The organism is Nocardia sp. NPDC050793 (assembly GCF_040654065.1).
Taxonomy (GTDB): domain Bacteria; phylum Actinomycetota; class Actinomycetes; order Mycobacteriales; family Mycobacteriaceae; genus Nocardia.
The window spans coordinates 533,762-557,082 of record NZ_JBFAHG010000001.1 but is presented as its reverse complement, the minus strand read 5'-3'; the positions used below and the strand labels follow the sequence as shown (position 1 = coordinate 557,082).

Here is a 23,321-nt window from a genome sequence, read left to right as displayed (position 1 = left end):
AGTAACCCACCGATAAGAAGGAGAACACCATGTCGCCCATGCTCAAGAACGGTGTCCGGCCCGACGCGCTCAAGGCCGGGGTTCGCCCGGACGCCGCGCTCAAGGCCGGGGTTCGTCCGGACGCTGGACTCAAGGCCGGGGTGCGTCCGGACGCTGGACTCAAGGCCGGGGTTCGCCCGGACGCCTGCTGAGGTCTGCACCACCCGTGTGCGGGGCCACGTGACGGCACGCCCGTGTCTGGTCGCGTGGCCCTGCCACCACCTCTCCCATCCGCCCTTCTTGAGGTATCCCGCTCGCAGGTCGTGTTCTCGCCGCGGGCCACGGACCCCTCGCCCCTGACCCTCAGCGTGGAGATTGAGCATGACCATCGCGGCGCGCGAGTCCACCCAGCGGCGCCCGTCGGCAGGAGCGTCCGGCCCGGTCCGGCGCACCTTCGGCCCCGAGTTGATCGCGCGCATGGACGCGCTGTGCACGCGCGGGCGCGCCGAAGGCCCACTCGACCTGGCGCGGGACTATCTGGCAGCCGCCGCGACAGCCGCGGTCGGGATCATCGTCGGCCATCCGATCCTGACCATGCTGTGCATGGTCTACATCGGCATCCGGCAACGGCACCTGTCGAACCTGACCCACGAGGCGATCCACACCAAACTCACCCGCTCACGCCGCGCGAACACCATCCTCGGACACCTCAACTGCCTAGCGCTCGGGGAGCCGTTCACCCCCTACCGGCGCGGTCATCGTATCCACCACGCCAAACTGGGCAGTCCCGAAGATCCGATGCTGCGTTCCTACATCTCCCGCCGCGCGCACGCCCCGTGGCCGGACAAACGTGCCTTCGTCACCCACGTGATCATCCGCAACTCGCTGTGGCAGCTGCCCAAGTACGGATTGCTCACCCTGGCAGGCAAAACCGGTGACGAGAGCTGGACGGCCGCGGTCACCCGGTGGGCGGCCTGGCTCGGCGTTGCTGGTGTGGCTACCGCGCTCGGGCACGGTGGCGACTTCGCGCTGTACTGGGTGCTTCCGCTGATCGTGGTCCGCCCGATCGTCACGTGGCTGACCGATCTGGGCAACCATGCCGGCCTGATCCACAACACCGACGTGATCGCGCAGACCCGGGGCTGGAGCTCGCATGCCGTGACCCGCCACCTGCTCGGCGGCCACAACGATGACATGTTCCATCCGATCCACCATTGGTTCCCCAACATCGGCTGGCGCCAGCTCCCTGACGCCGCCGCGATCCTGCGCGAGCACTATCCCCGCTGGGACGAGGTGCCCTGGTGCTCCGGGTTCTTCTTCCGCCGCCGCGCCACCCCGCACATCCCCTCGGTGCTCGACGACATCGTGACCAGGCTGCATCTCCAGCTCACCGAGCACCAGCTCAACACCTGACACGCCTCTTTCGCGGTCCCGCGGAATCCAACCGAACAGGAACCACCCCAATGTCTCAGCCCATCAACAGCTTTGACGAATGGACCACGCTGCGCGAAGTCATCGTCGGCGAACCCCACGGCTACACCTCCCACGACACCGACAGCAGCTTTCGGCTGTTCTACCTCGACAACGTCACCCCTCTCGTCGCCGGCGGCAGCAGGGAACTGGCGATCCCGCCGCGGCTGGTCGACGAGCTCGAGGAAGACGTCGAAGGCCTGTGCGCTGCACTGACCGAGGCCAGGGTGCGGGTGCTGCGTCCCGAACCGGTCACCGATCGGACCATGATCTGCTCGCCATGGTGGCATGCCCGGGAGACCCCGCCGCTCAATGTTCGCGACCAGACGATCATCCTCGGCGACACCATCGTCGAGACCGCACCCCACATCCGCGGCCGCATCTTCGAAAACGACTACCTCAAGCCACATTTCTACCGATACCTCAACGCCGGATCGGCGTGGATGTCGATGCCGCGGCCCGCGCTGGCACGCCAGTCGCTGGACCCGAGCTTTTTCGATGGCCAGCCCTTCGACCTGTCGGCAGTCACCGCCGACACCGAAACCCGTGTGCTGCCCGGCCTGGGGCACGAGCTGATCTTCGACGGCGCCCAGTGCATCCGCCTGGGCCGTGACGTGCTGGTCAACGTCGCCAACACCAACCACGAACTGGGCTTGACCTGGCTGCGGCGCGCCTTCCCTCAGCTGCGGTGGCATCGGCTCGACGCCATCGCCGACAGCCACATCGACAGCATCGTGGTGCCCCTGCGCCCCGGCCTGTTGATGCTGCGCTCGATGGACTACCTCGACCCCTTGCCCGAACCGCTGCACCGCTGGGACATCATCATCCCGCCCGAACAGGACGAAGACGCCTTCCCCGACTACAGCGACTTCGGATTCAACCTGGCCAGCCGCTACATCGACATCAACGTGCTCTCGGTCGACGAAGACACAGTCGTGGTGAACTCGCTGTGCCCGGACCTGATGCGCACCCTGGAAAAGAAGGGCCTGACCGTCATCCCGGTCCAGCACCGTCACCGTCGTCTCTTCGGCGGCGGCTTCCACTGCTTCACCCTCGACACCGTGCGTGCCGGAGGATGCGAGGACTACTTCGCATGAACCCCACCATCTCGGCGACGGCCGTGAAACTCGGTGCCCGCGAGGCCATCGACATCAAATCCGAGCTGTTGTTCAACATCCGAATCCTGTTGCGCAGCAAGGGCTTCGCCGAGGTCATCACCCCAACTTTCCGGCAGGCCGACGACCTCACCGGAAAACGTGCCTCCGCCACCGTCGGCGGCCGCGACGGCTGGCTGCGCAGCATGATCGGCCCCGCCCTGCGCTATCAGCTCGCGCACGCAGCCAACGTGTTCGAGATCGGCGCCTGCTTCCGTCACGATCCCGCCGACGCCACGCACCGCAGCGAGTTCACCATGCTCGACCTCTACGCCGCCGAATCTGACTTCGACACCCTGAATGAACTCGCCGAGAACCTGATTCAACTGGCCTACCCCGGCCCCACCCGACGGATCTCGGTCGCCGAGCACCTGGGCGCCACCCTCAGGATCGACCTGACCTTCGACACCCTCGAGCCGCACATCGGCGCGCTCGCCCACCACCTCGGCCGACCGGCCGACACGCCCCTGCGCGACCTGCTCGACACCTACATCGCTGTCGAACTCGAACCGCAAAGCATCGGCGCGGCGACGTTCCTGGTCGACATGCCCCTCGGCGGGAACGAGCCATGCGCCAAGCTGCGCGAGGGCACCGCCGCGATCCTCAACCGGTTCGAGGTATTCATCGACGGCATCGAGGTCGTCCACGGCTACGAGGACGAGACCGACGCCGAGGCGTTCATCGCCCGCGCTGGCGCGATCGGCCTCTACAACCACGAGCAGGCCCTGGTGCAGAAGGCGATACTCGGTGGCGCGGTGCCCGCCCGCAGCGTCGGACTCGGTATCGGCATCGAACGGCTCTGTATGGCCGCCACCGGCGCCCGCGACATCGCGCTATTCCAGCAATCTGCGTGCTTTTGACCCGACCACCGCGCCACATCCCGCAAGTCCCCGCCCGGCGGGCTTCGCTGCTCTACGCTTGCCGGGTCCGACGCCCGGACCACACACATATCCGGGCTTCAATTCACCGTGGCCACAACGCAATTGGATAGAGAAGGGGAAGAGTTGATGTATGAGGGTGGCTGTTTGTGCGGGTGGATCCGGTTCCGTGCCGACGCGCAGGCCGGCTGGCCGCACCTGTGCTCGTGCCCGCACTGCCAGAAGCTGGCTGGCGGGCCGGTCACCGCGTGGGTCGACTTCCCGCTCGAGAAGTTCGAATGGACCGGCGAGGGTGGTGAACCGACCTGGTACAACACCTACCCGACCACCGCGCGCGGGTTCTGCCCCACCTGCGGTTCGCTCGTCGCCGCGATCGACGACGGCGGCACCGCGATGGGCATCACGATGATGTCCCTCGACGACCACAGCGCGCTCACCCCCGTGCACCAGTCCTGCAAGGACAATGCCGTGCCGTGGCTGCCGGTCATCGAAACCATCGACGCTGGCTCATGACCACACGATTGCCGTGCCGAGTGCCTTGCGTCGGCGCGGCAACCGCGGATCACATGACCGTGGTGCGATAGAGCAGACGCTGATGGCGGGTGTGATCGCACGGCGAGGCGGTGTGCATCGTGGCCCGGTTGTCCCAGATGACCAGATCACCCACCGCCCACCGGTGGGAGTACACGTACCGACTGGCGGTGGCATGGGTGTGCAGCTGGTCGAGCAGCTGCGCAGACTCGGTCTCGTCGACGCCGACGATTCCCCGGATGATCATGTCGCCCAGCAGCAGCGAGCGACGCCCGGTCTCAGGGTGCAACCGCACCAGCGGATGCACCACATCCGGCACCTGCGCGCGCTGAGCCTCTGTGAGCGGCACCTTCGCCGGATTGTCCGCGGCCTGCCGCTCGAAAAGGTGCAGCATCGAATGCACCGTCTCGAGCCCATCGATCCGGGCACGCAGCCCGGCGGGCAGATCGTCGTAGGCCGCGATCGTATCAGCGAAGCGCGTTTCGCCACCGACCTCCGGCGCGATCACCGAGTACAGCAGCGACACCGCGCTCATCTGAGCCTTCCACGACAGATCGGTGTGCCACTCCTGCTCGTTGTCGCCGTCGTACATGCCGATCGGCACACCGTTGCGATGGATATTGCTGATCGTCACGATCTGGCGGAAGCCCGGCACAGTGTACTGATCCTGCACATGAGTCTCCGGCTTACCGAAGAACCTGCTCACCCGGAGATGGTCCTCATGCGACAGGGTTTGATCCCGCACGACCAGAACCCGGTATTTCAGCAGATCCTCGATGAGGGAAGTGGCATCCGACTCGTCCACTGGCAGGGAAAGGTCTATGCCGAAAATGCTTGCACCGAATTTCGGTGTCAGAGGGTCGAGATGATAGCGACTCACCGCCGAATTCTAGCAAAACAGCGCTGGATTCCAGGCCGGATTCGGGTGTGCGGTGCGAAGAATCATGCTGTGCCACGCCAGGTTTCACCGATTCTGCGACTGCCGATGTGAATGCGCTGGCCGACGGGGCAGGTGGGCTATCATTCCGGCATGAGTCAGGGGATACCGCTGAAAGACTCTGCCATGAACCAGGCACGTGTCGAGTCGCTGGCTGCCGACCTATCCCGTGTCGAACCCGGCTTCAACGCCATTGGTTTCGTCACCGCCGTCATGGCACAGCTACCTGGACTAGAGCTCAAGGCCCGAATCGCCTGTGTCGCGGACGCATTGGCAGTCCACCTGCCCGCCGAAGTCGAGGCTGCGACCGCAGTAATTCTCGCCGCATTGCCCCCGCACGACGATGCCACCTTCACCGGCAGCGACTTCGGCCTCTACACATACGCCCCCTATTCGGACTTCATCGCCCGCTACGGCTGCACCTCCGAACATCTCGAATCATCGCTGAATGCGTTGAAAGAGACGACAAAGCATTTCACCGCCGAAGACGCGCTGCGCTATTTCCTCAACGCCTTCCCTGACGCCGCGATGGACGCCGTCATGCAGTGGAGCCGCGATCCCGACTATCACGTCCGGCGTCTGGCCAGTGAAGGAACGCGTCCGATCCTGCCCTGGTCGCCGCGCATCATGTTGCCCGTAGAAGCGGCAATTCCGGTGCTGGACAACCTTTACACCGACACTTCGCGCTTCGTCACACAATCGGTGGCCAACCATCTCAACGACATCACCCGCACCGCTCCCGGCCTCGCGCTGGCCACGCTGGATCGATGGCAGATCTCGAACGAGCAACGTCCAGGCGAAATGAACTTCATCATCAAACAATCGCTGCGGACGCTGGTGAAAACGGGCCACCCTGAAGCCTTCGAATTCCTCGGCCTGTCAACAACACCCGCCGTCGAGGTAACCGGATTGCGCGTGAACTCCCACGCGGTCCCGATCGGGAAAGCGTTGATCTTCGACTGCACCATCCACGCGACCGGGGCCAACTCCGAGCGCGTCATCATCGACTGCGTCGTACAGTATCCGCGCGCCAGCTCCGGACACGGCGAGGCGGTGTTCAAGTGGACCACCGCAGACCTGTCACCCGGCGAATCCCGTCCGCTGACACGATCGCAGCCGCTGCGCTCAACGGCCAGCCGCAAGCTCGCCCCGGGTCCCAGCCTGTTGCAGATCCAGATCAACGGCACCCGGGTCGCCGAGACCGCCTTCGAACTACTGCCCGCGTCCTAGTCTCGGCGGGAGGTACTGGAGCGGACCAAAGGCAGTGTCGAGCAGCGAAACGATCCCGGGATCTTGGTGACCTCCGAATAGTCGACCAGGATCACCTCGATCCCCCGCGCGTCGAGCTCGGTGGCGATTCGCTCGCTGCGCTCGGCAACAACCACGACCCCCGGTGCGAGAGCCAACGCGTTCACCTCCACCGCCAAGGCTTCCTCGCCAGTGACCGGAATCAAGTCGAAATGCGAAGCAAACCAGCGCATCTGTAGATCATCGAACACCGCCGGATGTACCAGCGCCACCTCCGGTGCGACGATGTTGAAGTGGTCGTCCAGGTGCACGATGCCGCCGCAGACGAACTCGATCGGTATGACCTGCCGCTCGACGCCGAGTCGGTCGAGCTGGTACCGCAGCGCGTCAACCCCGGCAGGCGAGGTCTCCTCACTCAGCCCAACCAACACCATTCCGTCGTGCAGCATCACATCGCCGCCCTCGATGGTCCCGGCATCGAGGTAGGCGACATGGTCGATCTGCTCGCACAGACGCCGCACCCCAGCGAACTCACCCTGCCGCCGCCGCGAGTTCAGCCGAGACACAATGAAAATGCTATCGATGACGAACCCGAGATCACGGGTGTAGTGCTGGCCATAGGATCCCGGCACCTGGTCCGCGAGCACAATTTCTACACCCCGGCAGCGCAACAGGTTGATGAAACGGTGCTGCTGAGCGCGCACTCGCTCCGCCGAGTACGGCGCCCACCGACTGGTCTCACGCTGCCGCGTCAGCACCGGATCCAGTGAGCCCGACAAGTCCAGGGCGGCCGGTCCGGCGTGGCGCATCACCACTGATCGCAACTGGCCGAACTCGCTGTCCACCCCGACCCGTCTCACACATCCCTCCTGTCACCAACATCGTTGCCGCCTTGTCTGATGCGCCGCACCGCGAGCGAATCGACCCTGTGCGTGACCTGATCGAGGCGCTATCTCTGCGGCCTGCCCGGCGCTGCTGTAGACACTGGTTGGAGCTTGTCGCTCAGCTGGGGTTCGCGTACATCCGAATCCACAATGCTTCATGGCCTTTTCATCGTGCACATCGACCATGATGGGCGGATGATCCCCACTTCGACACCGGGTTGGCCTGTTTTCCCGGGTTGCTGATACCCCATCGGTCAATCTTGGCCCAGTCCTGCAGATTCCGTGGCTGATCCCGCCAGCTGGCAGGTGAGGGTTGCCGCAGAGACCAATCGTTGCCGAGTATGGCGACCACGATCATCTCCCTCGATGATGTCCTGATGGCACAGGTACGGGCCGCGGCCGGAGGCGATCCGTCTGGCTGGATCGCGAAAGCGTGTCCGTCCCGGCTGCCGAGCGAGGAATGCTGGGCCCTCGTTGAGTGGAGCATCAGCATCCGGCCGAAGCTGCGGTGGCGAGCGCCTAACGCGCCCGCGGCTTTCGCGAGGTCGAGGCCGAGCAGTACGCCCACAAGGTGGCGCAGCAGGTCTGGCAGGCTCGAGGCGGTGACGGAGAGGGGCCGAGCGGTCGTGACCGCGCCGAAGCCGAGGCTGCGGCCCGCGCGCTGCTCGCCCAGGCCGACACCGATCGGCCAGAATAGGCTCTGCTGCAGGCTGATCCGTTTCCGCGAGCGCCGGAGTTGTCGGTGGCTGGTGCGACCATGTGGGTCTAGTCGTGTTCTCGGCTGGGCGAGAACACATTTCACGTGGCAGGGGACGTTGATGGGCTACACCTATGTTTCGCAGTACGACACCGGCTCGCTGTACAAGATCGGCAAGGCGACAACTCTGTCGCAGCGGCAGAGCTCGCTGCGCACCGGCAGCTCGGGCAAGCTCGAGCTGTTCGACTACGTCGAGACCGAGCACGCGCTCGAGGGCGAACGGTTCCTCAAACGCCTGTGGATCGTGCGGCTGCACCAGCACCGCAAAGAGGTCTACCGGCTGACCGAGGACGAGGTCCGCGCCGGGATGGACGAGCTGCGCCGCTACCTCACCGACGTCCTGCCGGCCGAACTGGCCCAGCAAGCCGAGCTGGCCGAGCTGGAAACAGTCGACAACGACGACACCATGATCGAGGCCTCCGCCGACATCCTCGCCGCGCATCGTCGCCTGGTCGCGATCGAAGCCGACCTGCGCCGGCTCAACGCCGAGGCCGAGCCGCTGCGGCGGGCGATCATGCTCGCGATCGGCAAGAACCGCGGCATCGCCGGGATCGCCACGTTCGACAAGGCCGATTCGGTGCGCTGGTTCAACGCCGCGCGGGCCCAAGCCGAACATCCGCAGCTGTGGGAGCAGTTCCAAAAGACCACCTACGACAATGCCGCGTTCAAGAAGAAGCACGCCGACCTGGCCGATTCGTTCATGGAGCCGCCCAAGAAGCGCACGTTCGTCTTGAACGAGGACCTCGGTTCCTGAGCCGTTTACGCCCGTTGCCGTATCGCTTCTGCGGCGGCGGCGGGTTCCCGCGCAACTGGATTTCGGCAACATCTCCGCCATATGGTCAACCTCGCTATTCGCGCGAGTAGGTCCAGTTCGTGCCGGTGCCTCGGTACTGCTCGACGGAGATGGGTTCGACGCCGGGTTTCATGTGGTCGAGGTAGAGCTGTCCGTGGAGGTGGTCGACTTCGTGGGCGACCAGGCGCGCGAGACCGTGATCGAACACGGTGATCCGGGTGGTGCCGTTGATGTCGGTGTGTTCGACGTGGATTGTCAGTGGTCGCGGTACCCGTCCGCGTAGGTCGAAGAAGCTCAAGCACCCTTCGTATTGTTCGTCTTCGCCGCTGGTTTCGACGATGCGGGGGTTGAACAGGGTGATGGTGTCACCGGTGGGTGTGCGCACGATCGCTGCGGCACGGCTGATTCCGATCTGGGGTGCGGCGATGCCCATTCCCTTGCCGAACACGTGCGCCTGGGCTACACGTTCGGCGGCCGAATTCAGTTCGGCGACGACACGGCGGGCGTCTTCGGCTTCGGTCGGCAGGTCGAACGGGCGCGCGATCTGGCGCAGGATCTCGTCACCTTCTTGGGCGATGCCGAGGCCGGCCATGACCTTGCTCGGTGGGGTGCGTTCGTCGTCGTTGCGGCCGCGGAAGTCCCATTCGAGGCGGTAGCGCGCGTGCAGGGGCGGGTCGTCGGTGGACCAGGCGTAGATGTGGCGTTCCTGCTCGGCGTGATGGGTGATGGGTGTGGGGAATGGTTGGCCTTCGGCCGCCATCGAGGTCTGGAGTCCCCAGACCGAGGGTTCCAGCGCGGCGGGGAAGTCCAACCGCACCGACAGCCGGTTGGTGGGCAGGCGGACTGCGCGCTGAAACCAGTTGCCCCAGTGGGTCGCTGAGACGGTGTACTCGTATTCGATCCAGCAGGCGTGGCCGGGGTAGAGCGGGAAATGGCGGCCGCCGCCGAGTTCGCTGAACTCGAGCCACACTTCCTTGAACGCATCGCGGTCGTGGTGGGCGGTCCAGGCCATGGGCTCGGCGCGGTGTTCGCCGTGCCAGGCGTGCAGGTCGATCTCGTCCCAGGTCAGTGGGTGTTCCTGGTAGAGCTGGTTGGATTGTTCAGGGTCGCCGGGATAGCGATCGACGGAGATCCTGATCAGGTAGCGGGTGATCGGTTCGGCGCCGCCGTTGATCAGGCGCCGCCGTTGACGGAGCCGGTAGGTGTGTCCGTCGAAGGACAGGCTCGCATCGTCGTGGTCGACCACCAGCGATCCGGCCGTGTCGGCGGGGTCGGCGATGGTGGCTGTGCGGGTGGTTGTGGTGCGGGTGGCGTTGAACTCGGCGAAGGCGGCGCGCAGCGCCCCGCCGGCTTGCAGGGTCGATTCGGCGCAGGCGGCGAATTCCCTCGACGGTTTCTCGGTGCCGGACTCGATCTTGGACACATACGGGCGGCTGTAGCCCAGTTTGGCAGCCAGCGCCCGACGCGACAGGCCGCGGACATCGCGCCAGCGGCGCAGCTCGAGTGCGAAGACGTTGACCTGCGCCGCGGCATCGTCGGCGGGCGAGGTATCGGCCGGGGTCACTGTCGCGGTGCTCCTGTTCGCCGGGTGTGCGTGTGCGTGCGTACCCCGTGAGTATGCGCCCACACTGCCGAAACACCCTGCATCCGTGGGGAAATGGAACACCAGCGGCCCGAACTTCACCCTCTGACCGATCCGGGAGAGTTCGCTGGGCCGATCGAGTTCGGGGAGGCACACCATGAGCAAAGTCCTGGTGACCGGCGGTGCGGGTTTCATCGGCTCGCACTACGTCCGGCATCTACTCGACCACGACGACGTCGAGCAGGTCACCGTGCTCGACGCACTCACCTACGCCGGGCACGCGGAAAACCTCGGCACCGCGATGCTCTCGGCGCGACTCCGTCTGGTCACCGGCGAGATCGGTGACACCGCCCTGGTGGACGAGTTGGTCGCCGATCATGACGAAATCGTCCACCTGGCCGCGGAATCGCACGTCGATCACTCCTTCGCCCAGGCGGCCCGGTTCATCGCCACGAACGTGGCCGGCACCCAGACGATTCTCGATGCCGCGCTCCGGCACGGGATCGCCAAGGTGGTGCACGTGTCCACCGACGAGGTGTACGGGCCGGTGCTCGACGGTGCCGCGAGCGAGGACGCGCCGCTGGCACCGACGGTGCCGTACGCGGCGAGCAAGGCCGCCGCAGACCTGATCGCCTTGTCCTACCACCGCACTCACGCCGTGCCGGTGTGCGTGACCCGCTCGTCGAACAACTACGGCCCGCACCAGCACCCGGAGAAGATCATCCCCGCCCACATCACCGCGCTGCTGCACGGCGCCAAGATCGTGCTGCACGGCGACGGCCAGCACGTGCGGAACTGGCTGCACGTCGCCGACAACTGTGCGGGCCTGGACCTGGTGCGCCGCCACGGGATCCCGGGGCAGGTCTACAACCTCGGCGGCGGCACGGATCTGACCAACGAAGCGCTTACCGGGCTGATCCTGGACGCGATGGGCGCGGACTGGGATCGCGTGATCCGGGTGCCCGATCGCCGCTGCAACGACCGCCGCTACGCGATGACCTGGGACAAGATCGCCGGGCTGGGATACCGGCCTCAGCGCAGCATCGCAGACGGGCTGGCCGAGACCATCGCCTGGTACCGGGCCAACGCCGACATGTGGGCGCCGATGCTGGCCGCCCGCACCGGCGCCAGGGTCGGGCAGTGACCGGGGCGCGGGTGCTGGTCACCGGTGTCGGTGGCCAGCCCGGCTTCGACCTCGCCCGGCGTCTGCACCAGCTCGGCGCCACGGTGATCGGCGTCGACGCCGACCCTCTGGCGAACGGGCTGCTGCTGGACGGGATCGAGCCGCGTTCGTGCCCGCACGTCGAGGACTCCCGCTACAGGGAAGCGCTGGTGAAGCTGTGCGACACCGAGGCCGTCGACGCGGTGGCCCCGACCGTGGAATCCGAGCTGCCCGCCCTGATCGGCCTCGCCGATGAACTGGCCGCAGTGGGTGCACGGACCTGGCTGCCGACCTACCGTGCGGCCGCCTCCTGCCGGGACAAGGCCGTCTTCGCTCAGGCGCTCGCAGAAGCGGCGGTTGCGCACCCGGCGACGTGGCTGCCCGAACAGCTCGACGACGCGCCCGCCGACGGGGAGTTCGTCGTCAAACCCCGCACGGGCCAGGGCTCGCGTGGAGTCCTGGAATGCCGGGGCCGGGAACAGGCGCGCGCGGCGTGCCTGCTGATCGAGGACCCGATCGTGCAAACCCGGGTCATCGGCGCCGAATTCACCGCGGACTGTCTCGTCGGCGACGACGGCCGCGCCGGTGTCGTGCTGCGGTGGCGGCTGCTGACCAAGGGCGGGTTGTCGATCGTGACCCGCACCTTCACCGACCCCGACATCGACGCGCTGGTGCGCGCCACCCTGGCCGCGGTCGGCATCCGGGGGTGGTGTTGCGTGCAGGGATTCGCCACCGACGCCGGGCCGCAGATCACCGAGGTCAACGCCCGCCCCGCCGGTGCGTTCCTGGCCGCCGAAGCCGCCGGCGCTGATCTGACCGGCCAATACCTCGCTGCCCTGCTCGGCGGGCCGATCGACTACGACCAGCTCGCCTACCAACCCGGGGTGGCCCTCACCAAATACGTCGACACCCTCGCCGTCACCACAGGAGGCCGTGATGCTCGCACCCACTGACACCCCGGCGGTCGCCCGCAACGCCGCCCCCTACCTGCACGGTCCCGAAACCGACGCCCTCACCGGCGCGCTGGCCGCCGGCCAGTACGGGCACAACACCGAAACCGAGAGCTTCGAGCAGGAACTGGCCGAATACCTCGGCGTCGCCGACGTCGTCACCGTCCATCGCGGCACCGCGGCCCTGCACATGGCGTTGATGGCGGTCGGGATCGGGCGCGGCGACGAAGTCGTGGTCCCCTCTCAGACGTTCTGCGCCACCATCCACGCCATCCGCGCTGCCGGTGGGGTGCCGCGCTTCGCCGACATCGACCCCGCCACCCAGTGTGTCACCCCCGAAACCGTCGAGGCCGCGATCACCGCCAACACCCGCGCGGTGCTGCCGGTGTTCTACGGCGGCCGCGCGGTCGACCTGACCGAACTCCGACTGGGCGACCGGGAGATCGCCGTGGTCGAAGACGCCGCCCACGCCTTCGGCTCCCGCCACCGCGACGGCCGCCGCGTCGGCGCGACCGGCCAGCTCACCTGCTTCTCCTTCGGCCCGATCAAGAACATCACCTGCCTCGAGGGCGGGGCGATAGTGGCCCGCAACCGCCGCGAAGCCGAACGCCTGCGCACCATGCGCACACTGGGCATTCGCGTTAACCAGCTGACCCGAATCCGCACCACCGACTACCGCGTCGACGGACACGGACTGCCCTATCACCTGTCCGCCGTGCACGCAGCCGTCGGCCGTGTCCAGCTGGCCCATTTCGACCATGTCGTGGGCCTGCGAACGGCCCTGTGGCGCAGCTACGCCCGCGCGCTCGCCGCGCTCGGGGAAGTGAAGCTCATCGATGTCGATATCGACAACACGGTGCCGTTCAACGTGGTCGTACTCGTCGACGACCGTGACCAGGTGTTCGCGCGGATGAAAGCCGCCGGGATCGGGGTCGGGGTCCACTATCCGCCCAACCACACACAGCCCGCCTTCGAGCGCTGGCACCGCCGCCTGCCCGCCACCGAACGCACCGCGCCGCAACTGTTGTCACTGCCGTTCCACCCTGCGATGACCGACGCCGATGTCGCCACTGTCGTCGAGGCGCTGGCCGCTGCGCTCGCGCCCGCGGCTACCTGACCGGAGCGCCGTCGGCGACGGCGCGCACCAGCCCGGCCAGCCGCTGCCCGGCATCCGGGCGCCCCAGCTCCCGCGCGGCCTTGCCCAGTCGGGCGCGGGCGTCCGGATCGGCCAGCAACCCGGTCACAGCGGCGCCGATACTCTGCCCGGCCACCGTGCCCGACACCGTGATCGCCGCCCCGGCCTGCTCGAGCAGCCGCGCCGCCCGCGCCTGCTCGCCACCAGCAGAGGACGCCAGCGGAATCAGCACCGCGGCCTTACCCAGCGCGGTCAGCTCGGCGATCGTGCCGGCACCAGCACGGCACACCACCACCTCGGCCAACGCCAACGCATCGGCCATCCCCGCACCATCGATGAAGTCGACGACGACGTAGCGCCCGGCCATCTCCCCGGGCAACGCCGCCGCTGCACTCTGCAACATCGACAGATCCGCAGCACCGGCCTGGTGAATCACGTTGGCCTGGACCAGCAACGATTCCAGCGCCTCGGCGATGGCGGTGTTGATCTGGTGAGCGCCCTGCGCACCGCCGGTGACCAGCACGGTCGGCATCCTGCGGTCGAACCCGCCCCCGAACCGCTCCAGCGCAGCGGGGCCGCTGCCGGCGAGCACCGACTCCCGGACAGGGTTGCCTGTGACCACCGCGCGCGCGGCCGCCCGCGGCGGCAGCACCGCGACGGTCGCCTCCGATGTCACCGCCACCGCTGTGGCGGCCCGTGCCAGCACCCTGTTGGCCAGGCCCAACCCGACCGTCTGCTCATGCACCACCAGAGGAATGCGCAGCACACCGGCGGCCGCGCCGACCGGAACGGCCACGTATCCGCCCGTGGTCAACACGACGTCGGGAGTGAAGGCGCGCAGCCGCCGCACGGCCTGGGCTACCCCGACCGGCACCCGCGCCATGTCGGTGATGTTGGCGCGGTTGAGCATCCGCAGCGGGTTGCGTTCACGACGCAGCTTGCCTACTGCGACCGGGGTGAAGTTGATGCCATCGGCGGCCGCGGTCCGCTGCTCGAGCGAATCCGCCTGCCCGAGCCACAGCACCTGCACCGGATCGTCCCCAGCCCGTAGCTCGCGCGCCACAGCGAGCGCGGGAAACACATGCCCACCGGTACCACCACCTGCGATCGCTACCCGCAACGCTGCCGCCTTCCCATCATCGACCGAAACAATGCGCTCAAGTCTGCCACCGCCCCAGGACCTCTCAGCGTTGGTGCTTCCCGGCCGCAGACTGCGGCGTCTGCTGGTCCCCATCGACTCGCCCCTCCGCTACAGCGAGGCCAACCCGAGCGCGAGAAGCCGCCGGAATTGACAGCGACTCACATGAGGACATCTTGGGTACCGTTGCAGCGTAGGACACCGAGACCGGCCGTCTGTGCTTGGCGCAGACGGCTCACCCCGCACCCTCGCATTCAACGCGGAGGGCGCCGAAGGCCGACCGCGGGTGTCACACTGAGGCCGACTTCGAGTATTCCTGCGGCTGTCCTGACTCGAAGTCGTATTCGTCGATGTCGAGCTCGGTTCGAGTCGCCACCAGAAACTCCAGCACCGAGAGCGGCAGATGCCATCCCAGCGGTCGCGGCCAATCCTTGGCCTGATCCCAGGCAATGCCATCGGGCGAGGCCTCGACGCCATCCGGATCCCCGAAATAGCGGACAACTTGCATCACCGGGCTGACCTCATCGTCGGAGCACAAAGCGACCAGTTCGGCACGAACCGGCTCCAGCCGATCGACCAGATGCTGAACCTGGTCGCCAACGCTGTCATTGCTGCGGCGGACAATCTTCCAGGCATGGAAGCGCGGAAGGACCCGTTCGGGTGACCGGCTGCCCATGACACGCACTTTGTCTTCTCCATCCCCAGCCGCGCAGTCACGTCTGCGGCCGTCAGCGAGGTGCTCATCACCGAGAAATAGCAGTACTGGCTCATCTTCACGGCGCAGACCCCACCACACACGCCATGGCGCCCACGACCCAATTACCTGCCAATCAGCCGACGAGAACGACGATCGAGCAGCCATCGCAGCTCGAATCGTCCCTCACACGCCAATGGCGCCCACCCGAGCATTGCCCGGTTGTGCGCCAAAACGCGCTACTGCGTGCAGCTACTCCGGGCTTCTGCAGCCGCATGGGCACTCAGTCTTCGAGCTGCCAACCGCGGCTCACGAACAGGGATACGAATTGCGGCGGAATGTAGAGGCGGTCTTCTGGATTGGGGATCTCGAAATACCGCTGCGCGGCGCGCAGTGTGTCGTCGTTGCGGCTGAGGTCGATCACCGCCCGGTCCGGTGATTGGCGACGGGCCAGGTATCTGATCTCGAAGGCCTCGAAGCGCAGTGGATCCTGCGGATCGAACACTCCTTTCTTGTCGGCGCGGGCCTGCTTGACGAACTCGCGCGCACGTTTCAGCGACGGCGAGGTCGTAGCGACATCGTGTGCGGTGCCCGGTTCGAGGACGGCGTCGAGGAGGGTGACATCGCGGAAGGGATCGATGTTGGGCCAGATGAAGAACGGCAGCGCGACGCCACGCTGCAGCTGGCGTTCGTTGTAGGACAGCGGCCGCGGACTGGGCACGGTGGGGTTGGGCTGATCGCGGTTGACGAAGGCCAGGAAGCGGCCACGGGAATCGAACACCTCGAACTCGAAGGCCAGGAAGTAGTTGAACTCGGCTGCGGTCTGACCGAGTGCGGTCATGTCCAACTGCACGAGCTCGCGCAGCGAGTCCCCGGCCTTGAGGGCGTGGCGGTGGTGATTGGCGGCCGCACCGGCGCCGATCCTGGTTGCGAGATGCGCGGCAAGTGACGGATAGAGGTCGAACGCGCCGAATTCGGGGCGGAAGGGATCCGATAGATAGGTTTCCCAGTCATCGGAGTCCAGCGATGTCTGGGAGTCTGGCCCGGGAAGGTCGATCCTCTTTTCCGGGGTGTCGATTCCGAGGAACCGCACCAGCATGCTGCCTTGGACGTGGACGCCGGTGGTGTCGCCGTCGGGGATGGATCGTTCCAGCGTTTGCGGGTTGCCGTCGCTGTCGCGTCGGATGCCGGTTACGGATCGAGGGCGGTTGTTCACGGTGAAGAAGGCGTCGGCCATGTCGTACTCCCTATCGATCGAATCGGGCGTGCCCAGCCATTGTCAGGGATCATCCTCGACCCTTCCACAAACGCGCGTGAACCATGTTGCATGACAACGATCACGGTTGCGCAGCAGTTCATGCGGTGTTCGGCGGGATGCGCTGGTCCTGTCGGCTTCGGGCCAGATCCACGGCGGCAGTGCGTGTTGATCGACTTCGTCGTCGGCGAGTTCGCCGTTCGGGCCGCGGTAGCGGGGGTGGCCGGCGATCAGCGCCCGGCCGAATCGTGCGAGCAAGTGTCATCATTCGCCGCCGCGCTGGTCTGTTCGTCATTCGTTCCCCGAGGGCTTGTCGGGTGAGGACGCGTGCGAGCGCGCCGCAAGCCGGTAGCGGTGTAAGCCCGGCGTTCGTTGCCGATGCCACGCTGGAACAGACCGAATTGCCGCTGCCGGCGGTGCACGGGCCGCGCAGGTGAACGATCGCCGTGAACACCGACACTGCCAGGGCCGCATTGCCCGACGTATCGACGATTCCCCCTGCGTCGCAACGGAGTTTGGCATGCTGATGAATCATGATCAGTGTTCTTGTTGCAGTCGTCGGTGTCTTGGGAACTGCCCTCGGGGCCTCGCTCACAGCCATCATTTCGGCCCGCACCGAGAACCGTCGACAGGCTGCCTTGGAGCGGCAGCAGGCGCGGCAAGAGCTGACTCAAAAGGGCAACCAGGCTCTCGAAGTGCGGATCGAGCATCTCCGGTGGCGCCGTGAGCGCCGCCAGTCTGCCTACATTGACTTCCTCGATGCCCTCAACGCCGCAGATCGGGCCAACCAGCAGTACTTCCGTGACCGCCGCGGCGCGCCCGAATCGGTGCCAGTTCAAGAAGCCCGGGTTGCGGAAATCAGGCAACTGTTCAAAGAGACGGAGCACGCTGGGAACAAGGTTTTGCTCGAAGGGCCAGCGGACGTTGCTGAAGCGGCCTCCAAGTTGGTCGGAGTGCAGGCTGTTCTGGTCCGGGAAGTGCAAGAATATGGTGAGGCACATGCAGCTTCGGCGGAAACCTCCCATGAACGGGCCAGGGCAGCCGAGACGACCGGACTCAACTATCTGGTTGCCCACCACGAGTTCATCGGCGTCGCACGCGCAGCACTCGACGAGGTGATCGACGCGAGTTGATCCTGGCGACTCCGACATGCGGGGCAACCCGACCTCAGTATTCCCCGAGCTGTTAGTCCGGAGAAAGTAGTTCCAGATCCGGGCCGACTGCGGGATATCCTCGCGGACCAACAGCGGGTTCTCGCTGTAAGGCACTGGTGGTCTCCTGGTCCGCTACGCCGAGCGGCCACGGTTGGCGGCGCGGTCGAGTTCGGCGCGCAGGCCGCACAGCGTCGCGTGCAGCAGTTCGAGGTCAGCGCTGGTTGGGACCGCCAGGACCTCCGTTTCGCTCACCAGCGCGTCGGTGCTGGTTGGGTCCTCGCGCAGGTAAGCGGGAAAGCCGGTTTCGGTGGTGGTGTCCATGATGATGCTCCTGGTGAGTGTAGTTGCGGCAGCGTGGTGGGCCGATCGCGTTTGCTGGCGATGCGAACTGCCGACTCCCGAAAGCTGTTGCGCGGCAGATCGTTCTGGTGTCAGGGGAGTTGGGCGGCGCGCAGAATGAGCTCGATCTGAGGTCTGATGCCGGAGATCGTCGTCGAGATGCCGTTGTCGTGTTGCACAGTCATGCCGATGACCACGGTGAACAGGAACGACACCACCAGGTCCACATCGAGCCTCGGCTCGGATGGCTCGAAACCAACTGTGGCGGTGAGTAGTTCGGTGACCGAGTCGCCGATGACGGCGACTCGGTCGCTGACCTCGCGGCGGCTGGTGTCGTCGAGTGCGGCCAGGGCCATTTCCAATGACACCCATCCGGGTCTGCTCGCCAGCATGCTCGCCCAGATCGCCAGGATGGTGATGAGGTGGTCGGTGTCGCGGGGGATGGTCGCGAGGATACGGTGGGTCGCGCGGGTGGCGAGGGTGTCGGCGACTTCGTGTGCGATGTGGCGTTTGCGGCCGAAGTGGTGGGTGAAGGTGCTGTAGCTGGTGCCGGCGGCTCGGCAGATCCTGTCGATGTTGGTGTCGGCGTATCCGCCGGTCAGCAGCAACTGCGTCGCCGCGACCAGCAGACGGTCGCGGGCCGCGGTGGCTGGCTGGGCAGCGGCGGTGTCCGCGGCGCCCAGCGCACAGTCGGTCCGGTGGTGGTCGAGGTTCACAGCGGCTGAACCTGCTGTGCGGCGGGTCCTTTCGGACCTGTGCCTCGGCGGAACTGGACGCGTTGTCCCTCGTTGAGGGAGCGCCAGCCTTCGGTTTGGATCTCGGAGTGGTGGACGAAGATGTCACTGCCGCCGGTGTCGCTGGCGATGAATCCGTAGCCCTTCGTCGAGTCGAACCATTTGACGATGCCTGTTTCCATGGGAGTTCCTCGAAATCGGATCGGTTTGTGTGGTGGAAAGCGAATTGGTCGGTGATGTAGGTGTCGGTGGCTCAGTGGTGGTGGTCGGTGCCGTAGCCGCTGAGGACGTCGGCGGCGTCGGCCAGGCGGCGTTCACTGGAGTGGTCGGTGCCGAGGATGAGCGCGAGGTGGGAGCGAACCGTTGCGGTGGTGAGCGTGGTGGCGTGGGTGTGCTGGATGGCCATGCCCAACACGAGGGTGAAAAGCAGCGACACCAGCTGCTCGCGTTCGCTGTCGGTGCGTTCGGAGGCATCCAGGCCTGGGCTGCGGGCGAATAGGTTGGCGACGGCTCTGCGCAGGCACTCGGCACGCGCGTGGACTTCGGCGCGGCTGAGCGAGGCGAGGTCGGCGAGGTCGAGTTCGAGCCAGACCCAGCCCGGCCGGGTGGCCAGCAGCCGAGCCCAGGTGGTCAGCGTCGCGAGTAGGTGCTCACCGTCACAGGGTGTGAAGCCGTCGATCCGGCGCAGGGCGTGGCCGGTGAGGTGGGCGGCGACGGCATGGGCGGCGTCGTACTTGTGGTCGAAGTGACGGAAGAACCTGCCGCGGCGGGTGTCTGCGTGCACGCAGATGAACCCGACCGAGGTTGCGTCATATCTGCGGGTGAGGAACAGGCTGGCGGTGGCGGCGAGCAGCTGCTGGTACTCGCCGAGTTCGTCGGCGGAGGTGCCGGTGCGGCGGTTGGTGGTCACTACGGGGAGTCCTCCTCTCGGAATCGTGGGAACTGCTGAGGATCGAGGCAGAGCGAGAGAAAACGCGGTATCAGAAGGGAAGGGCGCCGCGCCGTGTTGCCAGCAGTAGGTCATGTGCGGCGGTGAGCACACTGGTCGCCGATGGCAGGCGAATGCCGAGGAACGGCTGGATACCGCCGATCCAGGTCCAGCCGGTCACCGAATCGCTCATCGGCAACCAAATCCGTTGGCCATCATCCAGAATCCGCACACCCGCGTCCTCTAATAGGGCCAGCGCTTCGGTGCTGAGTCGGCGGTTGAAGGCTGGGCCGACGAGAAACACCTGAGTCGCTGGTCCGGCCAGATGACGACCGACGACCAGGGTGGTGGTTGTGTCGCCGATGTCGGTCATCCGGGAGCGCACGCCCGCGACGAGGTGGGCGGGCATGGCGATGCCACCGAGTGTGGGGGTGGCGACGAGCGCGACGCGGCCACCCGCACAGGTCACGGTGAACCCGAGGCGGCGGTAGACGCCAGCGACATCATCAGGGGTGTGGCAGTTCTCGAACATCACCTTGTTCTTTTCCTGGGGGCGAAGCAGTTCGACGACTCGACACGTGGACAGTGCGATCAGCGCATGCGGTGATCTCGCCGGGGGCGGATACGCAGCGCGATGCGGCGTGGTTTTGCGATCGGCAGCGCGCAGTGGGAACGACGGCGAGGCTGGCGAGAACTACCGGCAACGAGTGCGGTCGTTTCATGTCGGGCAGCAGCGCAAGGGTCATGCTCACCGAACCTCGTCACGCGACCGGCGATACAGCACACCATCGACGTCGGTGCCGAAAGGAAACGACAACGAGAACACGGAAATCACAGGGAGTCCTTCACGAGGGACGGAGCCATCGGTCGGTGCGCCGGGGCGGCGCCGGGGTCAGGGGTAGGCGGGGATCTGTTGCGGTGGGCGAGGAGTGCCGTCGTCGCTGCCGACGTCGACCACCCGCACCAGGCTGGTTCCGGTGCACAGCAGAGCTCGTCCAGCGGGCAGGTGTGCGTGGTCGGGGACGACGATCACCCAGATGTCGGGGTCGCGGGCGGCGCGGCGGATGAGCGCGTCGACGGTGTCGCTGCTGGGGCGGTGATCGAGATAGGTTCCGCCCCAGGCATATCCCCACCCTTCGGCGCGATGCCGCATCCGGGCACCGATCAGCGCGATATTCGCGGTCGGCACGAGCCGGGTGTTGAAGTAGCCGACGGCGACCTGCGGTGACGGCGGTGGCGGCGGCTTGCGCTGCGACAGGCCTCTCACGACAGCGTCCGAGCTGTTCGGGCTGGCGCGGGCAGGTGCACCTGTCCGGTGATCACCTGCTCGACGAGCCGGTTGTAGCCGCTGGCCTCCTCGACCAAGATCGTCAGTGCGGTTGAGGAGGGAATCAGCGTGCCGGTCTGCGCGGTCGCCAGTGCCCAGCGGCGGATGTGGCGGGTGAGTACGGTCCCGAGCCCGCACGGATGCATCGCGGCGAGAGAGCTGTCCAGACCGAGGGCGAGCACACGGTGGTGGGCGAAGGTGTCGACGCGGGCGATCAGGGCAGCGATGTCGCGGCTGGCCTCGGCGAAGAAGTCGCTGACCACCCGCCACTCGCCTTCCTCAATCTGTGTGCTGGATTGCGTTATTCGTGTGAGCTGGTCGACCGCTGCTTTGTGGCGGTAGTGGGCATCGAGCAGCCCGACTGCGGCGGCCACCATCTCCGGGTGGGGGTAGTCGCTGGGATCGAACACCGGCGTCCGCAGTGCACGCCACAGCGTGCGTGCGCTCGGAAGCTGTTCATACCAATCTGGTTGGGTCACCGGGCTCCTCCCGACAGCAGGTGCGCCAGCTGCTCGACGCGGTCGCTGTAGGCGCGCTGAGCCGCGATCGTCGTGGTCAGTGCGGTCTGGTCACCAGGGAAGGCGGCGAAGGCGATCCAGCACCGCGCCATGTGCGAGACGAGCTCACCCAAACCGACTTCCGCAGCAGGCATTTGGACGATCGCGGCGGATTCGATGTCGATACGCCGAACCGCCAGCGCGATGCGCCGGTCGAGGGCCACCTGCGGGTTCGGGTCGTCGGTGGCCGCGTGGCGTGCGTGGTCATCGACCAGGTGTGCGGCGAGCATGAAGAACCAACCCGGCAAGGGCGCCCGCGGCTGTGGCCGGGGCCGGGGGACAACCAATTTCAGCGCGTACCGCAGCAGGGCTTGGATGGCCTCGCCGAGGCTGCGCTGCAGCGGCCGGTGGGTGGCGAATTGGGCGATCCAGTCTCTTGCCTGGGGAAGCCCACTCAGGTGCAGGGCATCAGAATCCACTGTGAGCGATACTCCTCATCCGGTAATCAGGGGGCTGGGGTGATGCCGCGCCATCCCAGGGGCAGCTCGATGCGGCGGGCATGGAGGTCATCGAGCAGGCAGGCATAGCCCTCATGGAGTTGGCCGAGGTGAAACCACGCTTCATGGCGCTGCTGTTCGTCGCCGGTGTGCAGCACTGTCCACCACGCATCGACATACGCGGTGGCGAGGTGGCTGACGACCTCACCGAGGGTGTGGGTGTGCTTGCGCGCGCCCACTTTTGGGCGGGGCAAAACGAACACCGCCCACGAATCGATCTCACCGACCACCTCACAAACCCGTCGGCGCAGCACGGCCTCGTCGAAATCCGTCGGCCGCCGCAGCGGATCCAGACAGCTGGTCAGCAAGGTCGCGTGCAAGTCGCCGAGCTCGCGCGCCCAACCGATCAGCGGCGAGCCGCCGCTGTGGTTGACCAGATGGCCGGCGATCGCGGCCAGCAGCTGCTCCGGCGACAAGAACGCCGTCGCATTGGCAGGGCTGTCCCCGTCACGACTCGATAGCCACCGCGCCATCCGCGTGCCCTGCACGGCGCCGCTCATCACCGAACACCTCCGTAGGCGGACCGCGCGGCCAGCTGCGGCGCGAACTCGGGGGGCAGGGTGCATCGGGTGAACGTCCGGCCGTGCGCGATGTGGCGCTGCGCGTTCGCGCACAGCGCCGACAACCTCGCACTGGGCTCGTCGACACGGTGGCGGGACTCTTCGAGCTCGACCACCAGCAGCCCGTCCTCGCGCTGCAGCAGGCGGATAACGCCGTCTCCGCCGCCCACCCCGAACGAGAGAACACCGGCTGCTTCGGCCGCGGCGGTCGCGTCCTCGACCAGAGCCAGATACAGCCCGTCGACTGGTTCCATCAGCTCCGGCCATCCACGCCGCGCCAGCTCTTCGATCACTTCCAGGCGCGTCACGGTCGGGATCGCACCCACCCGCGATTCCACCAGCACGTGCTCACCGTCGCGCCGTGCAGGAGCCACCTCGTGCGCCTCGGCCCCTGGGAGCGGTTCGAAAAGGTCTACGTCAGGGGGTTCGAGGAAATACAGGTGGGCTTGAGGCATCCGCGTGAGCCGCGCGATGACCGCACGCCCGGACGGACCGAGGCCGCTGAAATGTGCCCGCGACGGCACGATCAGGTGACCACCGGCAGAGCCCTCGAGCGCGTCCATGATCTGCCACAACCTCTGTGTGCGAGGCGATTTGGCGTCGAAGACGCGGTCCAAATCCACGCCCCGGGCTTGGGCGATTTGTTGCAGCCGCCACATCACCGCCACCGCCGGATCG

The 23,321-nt window shown here is 66.6% G+C and carries 28 protein-coding genes; 11 read left to right on the top strand and 17 right to left on the bottom strand.

The features are described 5' to 3' along the window. Positions 1–29 precede the first annotated feature (29 nt). The 5 genes from AB0H50_RS02500 to AB0H50_RS02480 all read left to right on the top strand — a co-directional run bounded on the left by AB0H50_RS02500 (position 30) and on the right by AB0H50_RS02480 (position 3,994). On the top strand, positions 30–191 hold the full coding sequence (locus tag AB0H50_RS02500) for a hypothetical protein (RefSeq protein ID WP_357445524.1): 162 nt from the start codon (positions 30–32) through the stop codon (positions 189–191). A gap of 169 nt (positions 192–360) precedes the next feature. Next, positions 361–1,392: a fatty acid desaturase gene (locus tag AB0H50_RS02495; RefSeq protein ID WP_357445521.1), complete on the top strand. Its 1,032-nt coding sequence runs from the start codon at positions 361–363 to the stop codon at positions 1,390–1,392. A gap of 50 nt (positions 1,393–1,442) precedes the next feature. Then, on the top strand, positions 1,443–2,546 hold the full coding sequence (locus AB0H50_RS02490) for an inosamine-phosphate amidinotransferase 1 (RefSeq protein WP_357445518.1): 1,104 nt from the start codon (positions 1,443–1,445) through the stop codon (positions 2,544–2,546). Continuing rightward, the gene (locus AB0H50_RS02485) at positions 2,543–3,463 is read left to right on the top strand and encodes an amino acid--tRNA ligase-related protein (RefSeq protein WP_357445515.1); all 921 of its coding nucleotides are present in this window, start codon (positions 2,543–2,545) and stop codon (positions 3,461–3,463) included. Before AB0H50_RS02490 ends, AB0H50_RS02485 begins: the two co-directional genes overlap by 4 nt. A 165-nt stretch (positions 3,464–3,628) precedes the next feature. Further along, positions 3,629–3,994: a GFA family protein gene (locus AB0H50_RS02480; protein WP_357445512.1), complete on the top strand. Its 366-nt coding sequence runs from the start codon at positions 3,629–3,631 to the stop codon at positions 3,992–3,994. A 49-nt stretch (positions 3,995–4,043) separates the two neighbouring features. Here AB0H50_RS02480 and AB0H50_RS02475 read toward each other — a convergent pair whose 3' ends face one another. Further along, entirely contained in the window at positions 4,044–4,892 is an 849-nt protein-coding gene (locus AB0H50_RS02475) for a TauD/TfdA family dioxygenase (protein ID WP_357445510.1), read from the bottom strand. Between the two features lie 150 nt (positions 4,893–5,042). Between AB0H50_RS02475 and AB0H50_RS02470 the strand changes: the two genes are divergently transcribed. Then, on the top strand, positions 5,043–6,179 hold the full coding sequence (locus AB0H50_RS02470; protein WP_357445507.1) for a hypothetical protein: 1,137 nt from the start codon (positions 5,043–5,045) through the stop codon (positions 6,177–6,179). Here the strand turns inward: AB0H50_RS02470 and AB0H50_RS02465 are convergent. After that, complete coding sequence (locus tag AB0H50_RS02465) at positions 6,176–7,042, bottom strand: arginine deiminase family protein (protein WP_357445505.1); 867 nt, start codon at positions 7,040–7,042, stop codon at positions 6,176–6,178. The genes AB0H50_RS02470 and AB0H50_RS02465 overlap by 4 nt on opposite strands. An 857-nt stretch (positions 7,043–7,899) precedes the next feature. Here AB0H50_RS02465 and AB0H50_RS02460 point away from each other — a divergent pair. Next, positions 7,900–8,592 carry a GIY-YIG nuclease family protein gene (locus AB0H50_RS02460; protein ID WP_357445502.1) on the top strand — a complete coding sequence of 231 codons (693 nt, stop codon included), beginning with the start codon at positions 7,900–7,902 and terminating at the stop codon, positions 8,590–8,592. Positions 8,593–8,686: 94 nt separating this feature from the next. On the opposite strand, the gene AB0H50_RS02455 is transcribed toward AB0H50_RS02460, so the two are convergent. Beyond that, complete coding sequence (locus tag AB0H50_RS02455) at positions 8,687–10,195, bottom strand: peptide deformylase (protein ID WP_357445499.1); 1,509 nt, start codon at positions 10,193–10,195, stop codon at positions 8,687–8,689. 175 nt (positions 10,196–10,370) lie between these two features. Between AB0H50_RS02455 and AB0H50_RS02450 the strand changes: the two genes are divergently transcribed. The 3 genes from AB0H50_RS02450 to AB0H50_RS02440 are packed head-to-tail and all read left to right on the top strand — an operon-like array spanning position 10,371 to position 13,442. Then, positions 10,371–11,357, top strand: coding sequence for a dTDP-glucose 4,6-dehydratase (locus AB0H50_RS02450; protein WP_357445496.1), 987 nt, complete (start codon positions 10,371–10,373; stop codon positions 11,355–11,357). Beyond that, complete coding sequence (locus AB0H50_RS02445) at positions 11,354–12,328, top strand: ATP-grasp domain-containing protein (protein ID WP_357445493.1); 975 nt, start codon at positions 11,354–11,356, stop codon at positions 12,326–12,328. Before AB0H50_RS02450 ends, AB0H50_RS02445 begins: the two co-directional genes overlap by 4 nt. Next, the gene (locus AB0H50_RS02440) at positions 12,312–13,442 is read left to right on the top strand and encodes a DegT/DnrJ/EryC1/StrS family aminotransferase (protein ID WP_357445490.1); all 1,131 of its coding nucleotides are present in this window, start codon (positions 12,312–12,314) and stop codon (positions 13,440–13,442) included. The genes AB0H50_RS02445 and AB0H50_RS02440 overlap by 17 nt, the downstream gene beginning before the upstream one ends. On the opposite strand, the gene AB0H50_RS02435 is transcribed toward AB0H50_RS02440, so the two are convergent. The 4 genes from AB0H50_RS02435 to AB0H50_RS02420 form a co-directional block, all read right to left on the bottom strand. Continuing rightward, the gene (locus AB0H50_RS02435; RefSeq protein ID WP_357445487.1) at positions 13,435–14,580 is read right to left on the bottom strand and encodes a UDP-N-acetylglucosamine--N-acetylmuramyl-(pentapeptide) pyrophosphoryl-undecaprenol N-acetylglucosamine transferase; all 1,146 of its coding nucleotides are present in this window, start codon (positions 14,578–14,580) and stop codon (positions 13,435–13,437) included. The genes AB0H50_RS02440 and AB0H50_RS02435 overlap by 8 nt on opposite strands. Before the next feature lie 307 nt (positions 14,581–14,887). Further along, entirely contained in the window at positions 14,888–15,283 is a 396-nt protein-coding gene (locus tag AB0H50_RS02430; protein WP_357445484.1) for a DUF4279 domain-containing protein, read from the bottom strand. A gap of 292 nt (positions 15,284–15,575) precedes the next feature. Further along, a complete protein-coding gene (locus tag AB0H50_RS02425) occupies positions 15,576–16,529 on the bottom strand; it encodes a hypothetical protein (RefSeq protein WP_357445481.1) in 954 nt (317 codons plus the stop codon). A 42-nt stretch (positions 16,530–16,571) separates the two neighbouring features. Next, positions 16,572–16,805 (bottom strand): hypothetical protein, encoded by a 234-nt coding sequence (locus tag AB0H50_RS02420; RefSeq protein ID WP_357445478.1) that lies wholly within the window; start codon positions 16,803–16,805, stop codon positions 16,572–16,574. A 275-nt stretch (positions 16,806–17,080) separates the two neighbouring features. Between AB0H50_RS02420 and AB0H50_RS02415 the strand changes: the two genes are divergently transcribed. After that, positions 17,081–17,680 (top strand): hypothetical protein, encoded by a 600-nt coding sequence (locus AB0H50_RS02415; RefSeq protein ID WP_357445475.1) that lies wholly within the window; start codon positions 17,081–17,083, stop codon positions 17,678–17,680. A gap of 153 nt (positions 17,681–17,833) precedes the next feature. Here AB0H50_RS02415 and AB0H50_RS02410 read toward each other — a convergent pair whose 3' ends face one another. The 10 genes from AB0H50_RS02410 to AB0H50_RS02365 form a co-directional block, all read right to left on the bottom strand. Beyond that, positions 17,834–18,022: a hypothetical protein gene (locus AB0H50_RS02410; protein ID WP_357445472.1), complete on the bottom strand. Its 189-nt coding sequence runs from the start codon at positions 18,020–18,022 to the stop codon at positions 17,834–17,836. A 110-nt stretch (positions 18,023–18,132) separates the two neighbouring features. Beyond that, entirely contained in the window at positions 18,133–18,756 is a 624-nt protein-coding gene (locus tag AB0H50_RS02405; protein WP_357445469.1) for a TetR/AcrR family transcriptional regulator, read from the bottom strand. Then, complete coding sequence (locus tag AB0H50_RS02400) at positions 18,753–18,956, bottom strand: cold-shock protein (protein WP_357445466.1); 204 nt, start codon at positions 18,954–18,956, stop codon at positions 18,753–18,755. Before AB0H50_RS02400 ends, AB0H50_RS02405 begins: the two co-directional genes overlap by 4 nt. A 71-nt stretch (positions 18,957–19,027) precedes the next feature. Continuing rightward, a complete protein-coding gene (locus AB0H50_RS02395) occupies positions 19,028–19,684 on the bottom strand; it encodes a hypothetical protein (RefSeq protein ID WP_357445463.1) in 657 nt (218 codons plus the stop codon). Positions 19,685–19,754: 70 nt separating this feature from the next. Then, positions 19,755–20,237, bottom strand: a complete 483-nt coding sequence (locus AB0H50_RS02390) for a hypothetical protein (RefSeq protein ID WP_357445460.1) — start codon at positions 20,235–20,237, stop codon at positions 19,755–19,757. Between the two features lie 357 nt (positions 20,238–20,594). Continuing rightward, entirely contained in the window at positions 20,595–20,969 is a 375-nt protein-coding gene (locus AB0H50_RS02385) for a hypothetical protein (RefSeq protein ID WP_357445457.1), read from the bottom strand. Further along, on the bottom strand, positions 20,966–21,508 hold the full coding sequence (locus tag AB0H50_RS02380) for a hypothetical protein (RefSeq protein ID WP_357445454.1): 543 nt from the start codon (positions 21,506–21,508) through the stop codon (positions 20,966–20,968). The genes AB0H50_RS02385 and AB0H50_RS02380 overlap by 4 nt, the downstream gene beginning before the upstream one ends. Next, the gene (locus AB0H50_RS02375; protein WP_357445451.1) at positions 21,505–22,005 is read right to left on the bottom strand and encodes a hypothetical protein; all 501 of its coding nucleotides are present in this window, start codon (positions 22,003–22,005) and stop codon (positions 21,505–21,507) included. Before AB0H50_RS02375 ends, AB0H50_RS02380 begins: the two co-directional genes overlap by 4 nt. A gap of 26 nt (positions 22,006–22,031) precedes the next feature. Beyond that, positions 22,032–22,583: a hypothetical protein gene (locus AB0H50_RS02370; RefSeq protein ID WP_357445448.1), complete on the bottom strand. Its 552-nt coding sequence runs from the start codon at positions 22,581–22,583 to the stop codon at positions 22,032–22,034. After that, positions 22,583–23,311, bottom strand: coding sequence for a hypothetical protein (locus tag AB0H50_RS02365; RefSeq protein WP_357445445.1), 729 nt, complete (start codon positions 23,309–23,311; stop codon positions 22,583–22,585). The genes AB0H50_RS02370 and AB0H50_RS02365 overlap by 1 nt, the downstream gene beginning before the upstream one ends. Between the last annotated feature and the right edge of the window lie 10 nt (positions 23,312–23,321).